At 68.5% G+C, this 12,390-nt stretch carries 7 protein-coding genes and 2 pseudogenes; 6 read left to right on the top strand and 3 right to left on the bottom strand.

What is annotated here, in order from left to right; genetic code table 11:
* Positions 1-572: 572 nt before the first annotated feature.
* Positions 573-953: pseudogene (locus QFZ76_RS51565) on the top strand (DEAD/DEAH box helicase family protein); the annotation flags it as partial.
* Positions 917-1,516, top strand: a complete 600-nt coding sequence (locus tag QFZ76_RS51560) for a hypothetical protein (RefSeq protein ID WP_307680671.1) — start codon at positions 917-919, stop codon at positions 1,514-1,516. The pseudogene QFZ76_RS51565 and the gene QFZ76_RS51560, both read left to right, overlap by 37 nt.
* Before the next feature lie 165 nt (positions 1,517-1,681).
* Here QFZ76_RS51560 and QFZ76_RS51555 read toward each other — a convergent pair whose 3' ends face one another.
* On the bottom strand, positions 1,682-4,882 hold the full coding sequence (locus QFZ76_RS51555; RefSeq protein ID WP_307680670.1) for a hypothetical protein: 3,201 nt from the start codon (positions 4,880-4,882) through the stop codon (positions 1,682-1,684).
* Between the two features lie 91 nt (positions 4,883-4,973).
* Here QFZ76_RS51555 and QFZ76_RS51550 point away from each other — a divergent pair, with 91 nt between their 5' ends.
* Positions 4,974-5,168: a hypothetical protein gene (locus QFZ76_RS51550; protein ID WP_307680669.1), complete on the top strand. Its 195-nt coding sequence runs from the start codon at positions 4,974-4,976 to the stop codon at positions 5,166-5,168.
* A gap of 114 nt (positions 5,169-5,282) precedes the next feature.
* Positions 5,283-5,420 carry a hypothetical protein gene (locus tag QFZ76_RS52170; protein ID WP_373464606.1) on the top strand — a complete coding sequence of 46 codons (138 nt, stop codon included), beginning with the start codon at positions 5,283-5,285 and terminating at the stop codon, positions 5,418-5,420.
* A 39-nt stretch (positions 5,421-5,459) separates the two neighbouring features.
* On the opposite strand, the pseudogene QFZ76_RS52165 reads toward QFZ76_RS52170, so the two are convergent.
* Positions 5,460-5,561: pseudogene (locus QFZ76_RS52165) on the bottom strand (hypothetical protein); the annotation flags it as partial.
* A 237-nt stretch (positions 5,562-5,798) separates the two neighbouring features.
* Between QFZ76_RS52165 and QFZ76_RS51540 the strand changes: the two are divergent.
* Together QFZ76_RS51540 and QFZ76_RS51535 are read left to right on the top strand one after the other, a co-directional pair.
* On the top strand, positions 5,799-6,767 hold the full coding sequence (locus QFZ76_RS51540) for a PIN domain-containing protein (protein ID WP_307680668.1): 969 nt from the start codon (positions 5,799-5,801) through the stop codon (positions 6,765-6,767).
* Entirely contained in the window at positions 6,764-7,594 is an 831-nt protein-coding gene (locus tag QFZ76_RS51535) for a hypothetical protein (protein WP_307680667.1), read from the top strand. The genes QFZ76_RS51540 and QFZ76_RS51535 overlap by 4 nt, the downstream gene beginning before the upstream one ends.
* Positions 7,595-7,929: 335 nt before the next feature.
* Here QFZ76_RS51535 and QFZ76_RS51530 read toward each other — a convergent pair whose 3' ends face one another.
* Positions 7,930-12,303, bottom strand: a complete 4,374-nt coding sequence (locus QFZ76_RS51530) for a DEAD/DEAH box helicase (RefSeq protein WP_307680666.1) — start codon at positions 12,301-12,303, stop codon at positions 7,930-7,932.
* Between the last annotated feature and the right edge of the window lie 87 nt (positions 12,304-12,390).

Genomic DNA, 12,390 nt, shown 5'->3' with positions numbered 1-12,390 from the left:
CCGCGGAGCGGGATATGCAGCGCTGGCGCGCTGCATAGGGAGCGGCTCCGCTGACGCTCCGCCAGATTCCCGCGCAAGCGCGGGAATCGAATTCCGCAAGCGGAATTCTGAATGCGTGTCAATTCACGCAAGCGCGAATTGACGGAATCCCGCAAGCGGGATTCCTGGGGCTGGCAGCAAGGGGTGGGTGCATCACGCGCGGGACTGTGTAGGGCTTGGGATTCCCAGCTGCCACCCCTGTAAGGGATGTGACGTGCCGTCGGGCTGACGGGGTGCCGGCCTCGTTGTAGTGACGGGTTCCGCTGCGCTCCACCCTGAACCCCTCCCCCACCGTCTGACTGTCCCGGACGTGTTCACCAATGGCCTGTCAGCATACAGGGCAACCGGTCGTTCGTGGATGGGATTGAGTCAGGCGACATCCTCGGGTGCGAAGTTGGTGTGCGGGTGATGCATCACGAGTTATAACTGTGTAGAGTCTGGGATCAGATGCTACACCCCTACCGCCGCGCACCTTGCGCCTGGATTCCATTTGCTATTACGCGCTCCATTCCGCGAAAAGGAGAGCACGGGGCATGGCCGTGAAGCTGCGTGATCACCAGATCGAGGCCGTTGCCGCCATTGTGCGGGGTCTTGATGTCCCGCCGGGCGGTATTCCCTGGAATGGCCTTCGCGGGCAGGTGCACGCCGCGTGTGGCACGGGGAAGACCATCATGGCGGCGGCGTCGGCGAGGCGGCTTGTGCCCAGGGGGCGTGTGCTCGTGCTGGTGCCGACACTGGATCTGCTGGCGCAGACGGTGAGGGCGTGGCACGAGGCCGGGCACAAGGGGCCGGCGGTTGCGGTGTGTTCGCTCCAGGACGATCCGGAGCTGTGGTCGTTGAAGGTGCGCTCCACAACGAACCCGATCCAGTTGGCGCTGTGGCACGGGCAGGGGCCGGTGACCACACCGGCAACCTGACCGCCGCGTACACGTACGCCGAGCGCGGCGCGGCCGCGGCGCCCGCCAGCCTCGTCCGTGCCCAACTCCACGCCTGGGCGTTGCTGCCCACCCTCGCCCAGCAGGGCCGCGACCGGGACGCGGCCGCCGCCCTCGACGTGGCAATGGCCGAACTCGAAGCCGACCCGGCCGGCCAAGCACCCGGGCGTTTCGGCTTCGACGAACCCGAACTCGCCCTGCACCAGGCCGAAGCGCACCTCACGCTGGGCCGCACCGAGCAGGCCCGCACCCGCGCCGAAGCCTCCGCGGCCGCCTGCACCACCGGCAGCCCGGGATGGGCCGCCGCCGCCCTCGGCCTCGCGCAGGCCGAGGCCTCCGACCAGCCTTCCGATGCTGCGCAGCGTGCCCTGGACGTCCTCGACCGGGTGCCGCCGAGCCGCCTGCGTGCCACCGCCCGCACCCGTCTGGGGCGCTTGGAGGGCCTGCTCGCTGCCCGCCCCGCCGAATACGTAGCCGACCTGCGTGAACGGCTGCGCACCCTGCCGCCCCCCGTCGACGCCTCCGGCGCGGCTACGGCCTGACACAACACGGTTGAGCGGGGAGCGGGCGGAGCGTGTGCAGTGGGGTGTCACATTCGTGATCCCTCTTCCGGCCCGATCGCCGCTGGTTTGGGCAACCTTGTAACCGCATCGTGTGCGACCGTGTCGGTCTTCGATACGGCATCGCCAATGCCGAAATGCGCTCCATCAGGGCCAGAACACGGGACATGGCCACGCTGGTGTAGGCGCGCCGTCCGGGTCCAGCCCATTGGGCCACAGCGCTGCGAGTTGTTTCACGATCAATGCACCGTGTGCGTGTGGGACATCATCAATTCCCTGGTCGGCGATCAGGCGGCAAAGCCTTTCAACGCTGTCCCGGGCCCCTGTCTTCGCCCGCAATGCGGCTAGGCCGGACAGGGCATATGGGTCGCCGTGGTCGGCGGCTTGCCGGGCGATGGCTTCGGCACCAGCCCAATCCCCGGCCAACTCACGCCGCCAGGCCAAGTGGCGCAGGGCGAGGGTGTCGCCGTGGTCGGCGGCCTGCCGGGCCATCGTTTCGGCACCAGCCCGATCCCCAGCGTCCTCCCATACCTCGGCCAGGTAGCTCGCAGCGTCGGCGTCGCCGTAGTCGGCGGCTTGCCGGGCGATGGCTTCGGCACCAGCCCAATCCCCAGCCTCCTTACGCATCTTGACCAGGTGGCTCGCAGCGAAAGTGTCGCCGTGCTCGGCGGCTTGCCGGGCGATGGCTTCGGCACCAGCCCGATCTCCGGCCTCCTCACGCCGCCAGGCCAGGCTGCACAGGCCTTTGGTGTCGCCGTGGTCGGCGGCCTGCCGGGCCATCGTTTCGGCACCAGCCCAATCCCCGGCCAACTCACGCCGCCAGGCCAAGTGGCGCAGGGCGAGGGTGTCGCCGTGGTCGGCGGCCTGCCGGGCCATCGTTTCGGCACCAGTGCGATCCCCAGCCTCCTCACGCCATAGGGCCAGGCGGCCCAGGGCGAGGGTGTCGCCGTGCTCGGCGGCCTGCCGGGCGACGGCTTCGGCACCAGCCCGATCCCCCACCTTCCTTTCACGCAACAAGATCAGGCTGCGTAGAGGGTCGGTGTCGCCGTGCTCGGCGGCCTGCCGGTAGAGCCCGTCGGCACTATCCCAATCCCTTGCCTCGTCCCGCATCTCGGCCAAGTGCTTCAGGACGCTGGTGTCGCCTTGGTCGGCGGCCTGCCGGGCGATGGCTTCGGCACCAGACCGATCCTCAGTCGCCTCCAGCATCTCGACCAGCCGGTAGAGGGCGTCGGTGCTGCCGTGGGCGGCGGCCTGCCGGTAGAGCCCGTCGGCACTGTCCCGATCCCCGGCCACCACATGCGCCCAGGCCAGGTCGCACAGGGCGGAGGTGTTGCCGTGGTCGGCGGCTTGCCGGGCGATGGCTTCGGCACCAGCCCAATCCCCTGCCTCCTTACGCGACCAGATCAGGCTGCGCAGAGCGTCGGTGTTGCCGTGGTCGGCGGCTTGCCGGTAGAGCCTCTCGGCACTGTACCGATCGCCGACCAGGGACCGCATGTCGGCCAACTGCTTCAGGCCCCTAGTGTCGCCGTGGTCGGCTGCCTGCCGGGCCATGGTTTCGGCACCGGCTCGGTTCTCAGCCAACTCCTGCCGTATGACCAGGTCGAACATGGCGGAGGTGTCTCCTTGGTCGGCGGCCTGCTGGTAGAACCTCTCAGCACTGTCCCGATCCCCAGCCATGAGCCGCAGCTGGGCCAGGCGGTGGAGCACTCCGGTGGCGCCGTGGTCGGCGGCGTGCCGGGCCATGGTTTCGGCAACAGCCCGATCCCCAGTCGCATCCAGCATCTCGACCACCCAGTAGAGGGCGTCGGTGCTGCCGTGGATGGCAGCGCGGTGGTAAAGGTGGTAGGCCCACTCCAGCCGGTGTCGGACCTTGGCTGCGTGAGCAAGGTTGTTCAGGTCGTCGGGGTGGCTGATGTGGGTGTGGGCGGCGTGCCAAAAGGAAGCATGCGGGCACAGTCTCCGGCGGGTGGTGCGGCCGTGTTGTTCGAGGTAGTCAGCGAGCCGGAACACCGCTCCCGCAGGTTGCTGGCGCAGGGCGTCGTCAGGAGAGGACGGCGTGGATGGGCGTCGCTCGGGCCTGGGAGTTATGCGGCGTAGAGGGGCTTGCTTGCCGTGGACCGGTTCAGCGAGTTCTGCGAATGCCTGTTCAGACCAGTTCTCGGCGAGTTGGCCGTAATCGTTTTCGTTGAGGTAGTCAGTGGCGGCGTCGACGAGGAAGGCCTGGGAGACGCGGAGGCCAACTCCGAGGCGCCGTGCATCCATCGCCGCCTCGAGGACGGCCCTGGCGGCTGGCGTTGCATGCTCGTAGCGCTTGATGAGTTCGGGAGCGCCGGCGAGGTCCTGTGTCACCCGCCCGTCGCTGGCAGCGCGGGTAAGTGCATCGGCCAGTAAGGCCTCTCCAGCCTGAGCGAGGGTGGTAGCGGTGGCCAGAGCCTCGGCGTCAAAGGCGTCCGGGACGGTGAGGGTGTGTCCAGAGAGCAGCTCCCGCACCCGACTGTGCCGGTCCTCCTCGCCTGCAGAGGGCAGGGCGGCGTACTGGGAGGCGTACTCGGGCCAAAGAGTCCCCAGCACCAGCACGGGACCACGTTCTCGGTCGGTAAGGAGACTGTGCACGGCAGCAGCGATCCGCTCACCAGCTGCACGGCCGCCTAGGTAGTGCTGGGACTCGTTCAGCCACACCACCGTGTGAGGCTGGACACGGTGCAGGTCTTCGAGGGCGGCTTCGGCGCGGGTCGGGTCAAAGGGATGCCACAGCCACCACCTCTTGTCCGCGAGAGGCTGCACGGCCTCCCAGCACGCCCGCGTCTTCCCGGTTGACGAACCGCCCACCAGCACCACGATTCGGCTATGGCCGTCGCACGCATCGGATACCGCTTTCGCAAGGACATGATCGTGGTGTCGTCGCACGTATCCAGGCAAGGCTCGCCGGCCCGGTGACACTGCGTGGTGAACGGATGGAGGGCTGGCGGGATGGACTTCCAGATCGTGCGGCTCCCATTGGTGGATCGGCTTGCCCGGTGCTGACCCGCCGCCCCTCCGCCGTGGTTTGATCGCGGCTCGGCGCAGTGCCAACAGTTCGTCGGCGGGCAACTTCAGCGTCCTAGCCAGTGCCGTGACCGTGTGTTCCGTAGGCACCGGACCGTCTTCGCCAAACACTGCCTGCACGGTCCCGCGCGAGAGGCCTGCCAGGTCGGCAAGATGTTTTTTGCCCGTCAGAGCGGAGTGGGCCAGGGCATTCGCCAGCCTCCGGCGCAGCTCATCCAGCGGTTCTTTGCTTGTCTGGCCGTCCCACTCGCCGCCCGCTTGCGCCCCATGCACCTGTCCGTCCCCCGGCCGTGCTGTGTTCACCGCTGTTCATTCTCGTTCTACTGAACTCTGGTGCACACCCCTTCCGGAACTCTCGATCGCGTCAACAACCCATCTGGTAGGGGAGCTTGCCGTGGCCGTCGTCGTACTTTTCACCACCGCACTCGTGATCATCGTCGCGCTGATGACCGCCGCCGGCGCGGGCAAGCTCGCACGCATGGATGGGGCGACTTATCCCGCCGCCCTCAATCGTGCCGCCGCTGCCTTCGCCGCAGTCATCACTGTCGCAGCCGCCGTAGCTGGTGCGTTCGCCGCCTTCCTTCGTTGAGCTAAGGAGCATCCTGGCCGCGGGGCTGTGCGGGACAGCGTCCTGGACGAGACAAGATGAAGTGACGCATCGCGAAGTCGTCGAGGATGAGCAGGTCGGGATCGCGGCGAGGACGTGGGAGAGGCGGCCGCGGCCGCCGCCCGCGGCGAGGACGGCCTGCTGGGCGCGGGGCGGGACGGGGCGGGGCGCGGGGGTGGTGGGGGCGGGCAGGTGATGGGTGCGTTCGAGTTCCTGGGCGAGCAAGGCTGGTAGCGGGGCCGGTTCCCGGGCATCGCCGAGGGGGGTGTAGGTGCCGTGGCGGGTGGTGGTGCCGGGGGCGATGATGTAGCCGCCGTGTGCGCGGACGTCGCCTGCCAGGCCAGGGCGCGGCCCTGGCTGGAGCCTGAAGAGCATTGCCAGCGGCAGCCGTTCCGCACCTCAGACCGCGAAGTCGACGGGCTGCTCGTCCGCAACAGCGAGCCTGTGCCCCGAGAAGGCCGACGGTCAGGTCCTCATCGGACACCAGCGGGACCTCGTCTAGCCAGGGGCCTGGCCGGGTCGGGTGCAGGAATCGGAACTCGCACCGGGCGTCAGCGCTGACAGGATGTGCCGGACGGGGACCGCCGGACCCCGAGGGGGAGGAACAAGGGCATGCTGAGAGCCGGAACGACCTGCGCCGAGGCGATCAATTTCCTGGATAACGATCTCGTGGCCGGAACCCTCAACGACGTCTCCATCCGGATCCCTCACATGATGAGGACGGGCGCGGACGCCGAGGCCGAGATGCGGGCCGTGCGCAAGCGGTACGACGAGTGGACATGGCAGGCCGCCGAGGAGATCAACCGGCGGTTCAGCGACCGGGAGATCGCAGCACCGCTCCGTGCGGGACGCTACCGGGCGATCCTCACCGCTCCGTTGGACGAGGCCCGGCTGATGATGTACGTGGAACTCGCCGAACTCCGGGAGTACTTCAGAACCGTGGCCAACCGGGTGCGTGCCATGCAGGAGCGCTACGGGCACGCCGGTGCCTTGCGGTACGCGGTGCTGGACACGAACACCACGCTGCACTTCACGCGGTTCGACAAGGTCCCCTGGCAGAAGGTGTTCGGGAAGGCCACCACGGTCATGGTCCCGCACGTCGTGGTCGACGAGATCGACACCAAGAGCTACCAGACCGGGGACCAGAAGATCTCCCGGCGAGCGCGCGGCGTGTTCCGGCTGCTGGAGTCAGTCCTGGAAGCAGGGCCCGAGAAAGCGACCGCAGACGACGGAACCCCCGTGTTCATCGCGGCCGATGAACCCGGGCACGCCCGCCTTCCCGTGCCGGACGACGAGTTGGTGGCCTCGGCACTGCGTCTGCACCAGGCCGTCGCTCCCGCGGCGGTGGTCATCGTCAGCCGCGACATCGGCGTACGGACCCGCGCCCGCGCCTGGGGGCTGCCGGCGCGGCCCCTGCCCGACACGTACCTGATCGAGGGAGGCGAACTTCGCCGGCAGGAGCTGGAGCAGGCAGCCGCCGAGCTCGTGCCGGACGGAGGCGTACCGCAGCAGCCCGAACCGAAGGACTCCGGCGCGCCCTCCCCCGAGTCGGCGGCACGTCAGGTAGGGAACGGCTCGTGAACGAACAGGACGGGCAGGGTCGCCAGGAGCGTGCAGACGCGGTGGACCGCGAGATGGCCGCACACCTGCTGCCCGACGCCGTTGTACGGGCGCTGGGCAACTGGTGGGAGACGAATGCGGCTGCTTACGCGGACGGGACACCCGGCGCGCACACCGTCCGCTACACGCCCGGCCGGTGGGCGCAGATCACTCCGTGGCCGGAGGCGCTGGCGCCCACCTCCGCAGGCGGTGATGCTGCGGTCAGCCGGGCGGAGGTGGCATCAGCCGTCGCCGATGCGCTACGGCGGGAGGCGTTCCAGGAGGCACTGGTCGCGACGTATGTGTGGGGCAAGGGCAAGCGCGGCACTCCCGGCGGCAGCGGCCCCGCCACCCTGCACAAGATCCTGGCCTTCGACGGCTTCAACACGGCGCTGGCCACCGCGGTCACCGCACTGCGCGAGCACGGTGCACCACAGGCGTACGCCGCACTCCACCGGCACGTTCCCGGGCTCGGGCCAGCCTTCTTCACCAAGTTCCTCTACTTCACCGGCATCGCGCTGCCGCCCGCCCACGGCCCGCGTCCACTCATCCTCGACCGCGTGCTGTCCAGACGCCTGAGGTGGATGGCCGCTGCGGTCGGCCGCGAGAGCGGCCACGATGTGGACGGCTCGGTCGCTGCCTGGGTCTGGTCGGACAGCAACTGGTCGCCCCACCGCTACCAGGTCTACCTCTCCTTCATGCACGCCGCCGCCAACCAGCTGGCCGAAGGCGACAGCTGGCCGTCCGGTGCCGCCCCCGATCTGCTCGAATGCGCGTTGTTCACCACCAGCTGGGAGACATCCGGCTGACGGCCCGCTGTGCCGGGGCGTGTAGCGGTACGGTGCGCGGCTCGCCTGCACGCCACACTCGCCTTGGCAGACGCGCGGGACAGACGGGTCACCGGGGACGGGGGTCGTACAACGCCCGTACTCCGGGGCGATGAGGACGATGTCTGCCCACGCGCCGCCGATGCCGGGGTTCTTCCAACGTACCCGTCGCAGAGAGGGCGGCTTCGGTGCCGCCGATCGTTGCGAGTGTCTCCTATCTGACACTGCCCAACAGTCCACCCTCGGCGACAAGGTCGTTGGCTGCCTCGCCGAGGTCGCTCCCTCTCCTGGACGGTGGGCAGCCTCGCCCTTTCTGGCTACTGCGAGGTGATTGTGATCGTTAGCTCGACTGCGTCAGGCGCTACCAGTTGGGTGCTGCCTTCGGCGGCCCAGGCAAGTCGCCATGTGTCCGTTGAGAGGTGCGCATTGACTGTAGGGCTAGGGGTGTCATCGAAGGTGATCGCGAGCGGTCGGGCGATCTCGCGCGGGATCCAGCCGAGGAGCAGTCCTTCGTGTTCGACTCGGATGGCGTTCGGGTCCGTGCGGTTACTGGCGTCGCGGTGGAGAGCCAGCGGGGTGCCAGCAGTGAGGTGGGCCAGGTAGCTGGCGCTGTGGGCGTGGCGTACGCCGCGTAGGTGGCAGGTGAATGTGCCGTGGCCGCGCAGGATGGTGGCCTGGGCCGCGCGGGGGCTTCGGCGTTCAGCGCTGCGGATGAGGAGGGCAGCGACGTCCGGCGTGGTGATCTCAGTGAGGTCGTCGGTGCTGAGGTGGTTGAGCCAGTCGAGAAAAACCCTGAAGGTGGGGTCGTTGTAGGGGCAGTGTGCGGCGAGGGCGATCGCGGCTGCGCGGTCGTGGATGCCGATGCTGGAGGCGTAGCAGGCTGCGGGCGTATCGACTCCGTATTTGGCCATGGCGGGGAGGACAGCGAGGCGTCCTTCGGCGGGGATGCCACGGCGTTGTTCGAGGAGTTGGAGGATCGCGGAGATCGCCCAGGCAAGGTCGTGTCCGATGACGCTGTCGATGACGACGGCGGTCTTGGTGATGTCGGCTGTGTGTAGCGTGTTTTTGTGGCGGTTGTGGATGTCGGTCGGGGGAAGGCCTGCGATCCAGTCGGCTGCGACGGGCGCGATGGCGGCCACGGGGATCTTCTTTTTACGGGCGCCGCGCTGGAGTTCCAGCACCGTGGTGGCTGCGGTCACGAAGAGCTGCTGCAGTTCGGGCCACTGATCGCGGTCGAGGAGATCAGGTCGTGCCTCGAGGGTGGTTGCGATGTGGTCGGCAGCGGCGAGGGCGTCGATGCCTCCTTGGACGCTCAGGCCGGTGCGGATAATGCCGGCGCGAATGGCTCGGTCGGGAAGTCGTTGGCCGATGGCCCGCACTCGGCGTGCGGAGAAGCGGGCCAGTGGTTGAAGCGACCAGTGGCGGGCGCCGAGCTGGTGGGCAGCGAGGGTCTGGCCGAGCAGGGTGTGGGCGGCTTCTTCGAGGAGGCCCTGGTCGGAGGTGTCAACGACTTCCTCGGCAAGCTGGGCGAGCAGTTGGATGTCCAGCCCCTCGGTCCACAGGATCGCTCTGTCGTCTTCAGGGTCGGCAAGGTCCAGGGTGGTGAGGTCTTGTCCGGGGGTTGGGTTGGTGCCGAGTCGGGCACGCACGAGCTGGACGTACAGGTCGGCGAGCGTGGAGATGACCGGTTCGATGTTGCTGCGGTCTAGGTAGCGGCGGCGTAGCTGCCGTGCCTCGGTCTGGTCGTTGGCGATGAGGACGACGTGGCCTTCGGTTTCCTGGAAGGCGCGGCCGGCTCGGCCGGCGGTGTTCCAGAAGTCGCGGACTTTGATCTTTTCCTCTTTGCTGCGGCGGACGTCGGGGACGAGGACGGTTTTGGTGGGCAGGTTCATGCCCTGGGACAGGGTGCTGGTCGCGCACAGCACGCGCAGGGTGCCGTCCCGGTAGGCGCGCTCCAGGCAGTGGCGTACGGCTTGCGGTACTTCGGCGTGGTGGTAGGCAAAGCCGCGCAGGACCATGGTGGTCAGGTCGTGCCCGTCGCCGACGTGCCGGGCAATTTCGGTATGTAGTTTCAGACGGTCAATCATGATTTGGGGGTCGATCGTGCCGTCCTCGGCGGTACCGAGGGATCGGGTGCCGTCGGTGTTGAGGGCTGTGGCGAGGGCTTTGGCGGCCGCTTGTGCCTTTACGCGTGTGGGTGAGGCGATCAACACGGGGCCAAGACGGTCGAAGTGGAGGGCCAGAGCGGCCGTGACGTCCTTGCGTTCGCGGGGGAACAGGCGGGTCTTCTTCACGTGGCGGGTGAGGACTCGGGAGAGGAAGAAGTCGCTGCTTCCGTGGACGCCGTACTCGATGGTGCCGCTCTGGCCGTCGACCTCGCGGCCGCGCCAGTAGAAGACGCCGGTGCGTAGCTGGGAGGGGGTCCAGTTGGTGCTGGCGTGGTTGGTGCCGTTGGCGGCGGGAGCGAGCCAGCGGGCCAGGTCGTCGCCGTTGGGCAGGACAGCGGAGAGCAGGATGGTGCGTGCGGTGGGGGCGGTGTGGCGGATGCGGGTGAGGAGCATCTCCAGGCGCAGGCCCCGTTCGTTTTCGGCGCGGTCGAGGCTGTGTCCTTCGTCTGCCAGAACCAGGGCGAGCCGGGGGGCGAGTTCGGGGACGTTGCGCAGGAGGAGGTCGAGTTTTTCGCTGGTGACGACGAGGACGTCGGTGAAGTCCAGCAGTTGGGTTTCGTAGCGGACGTGCTCGACGCCGCCGAACATCGCGGAGACGCGCAGGCCGACCAGTTCGAGGCTTGCAGCCAGGTGCCGTTCGACCTGGGCGGCCAGTGCGCGGGTGGGGACGACGTAGACGGCCAGACGGGGCAGGTTCCACCAGGTGTCGTTGTCTGCGGGCCGGGGGGTGAGGGCGTGGAGGATCGCCCACTCGGCGATGTGGGTCTTGCCCGCCGAGGTGGGCATGGTGACCGCGAGGTTGGTCGCTGCGGCGTCCACGAGCCCTTTCTCCAGGGCCTTTCGCTGGGATGGCCAGACTTGGGTCATGGGCCGTTTCGCAACGATCAAGGCTTTGAGATAGCGCTCCCACAGTCGGCCCCAGGTGGCCGCGCGGCGCAGCAGCATCCACGGTGAGGTGGCGACGATGTCCTCGACGACGTACGCGAGGGAGTCGATCAGGGTCCAGGTGTCGACGACCGAGGCGTCGAGGAGGATGGAGGCGGCCTTGCGCAGGTCGGTGACGGCTGCGCGGCCCGCTGCCCGGTTCCCCAGACGCCACAGGGCGGCGAGGGAGCGTGCGGCGCGTCCGGCCAGCCCGTACGCGGCGAGGACGGCGGCGTCCGCCTGGTCGGCGCGTCCTTGGCGGGCTGCTTGGACCAACTGCTCGCCGAGAGCGGGTAAGTCGGCTTCGGCCTGTGCCCCGAGGCGGGCGGCTTCGTCGATGTCGCGCTCAAGCACCGCGCCGGTCAGCGCGGCCACTCGATACGGGGCTGCGGTCGCGGCGGCCGAGGCGAGTTCCTCGCCTGCGGCGAAGGCACGTACGACTTCGGTGCGGAACTCGGCTGCGAGGGTTGCGGAGTTGGCCTGATAGCCGGCCAGGCTCCACATCGTCGCGGCGATCGCGAGCAGCTCGATGCGCTGCGGGTCGGTGGTCTCGTACCGCGCCGCGAGGTCGGCGTAAGCCTGGGCAATCTCGGTGAGCGGTCCTGGGTCTTCTCGCCGCTCACGGGGCGTTCGGGTGAGCTGCCCCAGCCGGGCCAGCGTCAGGCCGCGGCGCAGCTCCCTGAGGTTGTAGGTGTAGGCGGCGGTGGCGCCGTCGATGCTGATCTGCTCGGCCAGCACGTGCGAGCGCAGCTGGGCGCGCAGCAGCGGGGCGGCCTCACCCTCGGTGAGGGCGTCATGGCCCAGCCGGGCCAGGATGCCGTTGTAGTCCCTCACGCGGCAGCGTCCCCGCTGTGGTCTTTGGGCGCGCCTTGGGCTTCGGGCCGCCTTGTACACGCGGGCGACGAAGTCCTGCAGGTCGCGTATCTTCACCACGGTCAGCTCGGTCGGCTGCTTGACGATCCCGGCGAGGCGGGTGACGACCTCCTCCTTCCACGCCGCGTGGTCGTGCACGAAGACCATGTGCCGCTCAACGGAGCGATGTTCCGGCTGCCTCAGCACCTCAGCTATCCGGTGGGCCAGGAAGCCCTGCCCCCGTTCAAAGCAGCGGACCATGACGAACCGTATGCTCTCATCCAGACGGTCCCTGTCCAGGATCTTCTCCAAGCTCTCGTGCGCCTCCTGCCCCAGGTCGAGCTTGCGCGTAGCGCGGGTCTTCACCTCCGGCACGGCAACCACGGGCGGGTTCTGGCGGAGCCGGAACGCAAGGACATCCGTGCCCTGGACCGCCTGATTCGCAGTCTGCTTCCAGCGGAGCTTCATGATCGGCACGCACCATCGGCGCACCCTCCTGTACAAGGCCCCGGTGACGATCTCCCCGAAGTCACCGTGCCGCGTGCGGGTCTCAGCCGGGAACATGTTCGTGCGCACGTAACGGGCGACTTCCGGCGCGCCCAGGTCGTCAAAAACGAGAGCGAGCTCACCGGGGGTGACGTAGTTCCGAGCCACCTCACGTCCGAGCTGCTCCAGCAGCTCCGCCTCACCAATCTGCCCCGAGTCGACGAGCGCCTCGTACTGCAGTGGTCCTGCCGGCAGTTGCACCGGCTCCGTCTGAAGCCACTTGTCGAACACGCACACCCCCGAGTTTCAACTCCCCGCCCAGTCACCATTGTCTCGGATCCTTCAGGA

Origin of the sequence: Streptomyces sp. V4I2 (genome assembly GCF_030817655.1) — a bacterium.
Classification (GTDB): Bacteria; Actinomycetota; Actinomycetes; order Streptomycetales; family Streptomycetaceae; genus Streptomyces; species Streptomyces plumbiresistens.
The sequence above is the reverse complement of the archived record's forward strand: the minus strand, read 5'-3'. Positions and strand labels throughout refer to the sequence as shown.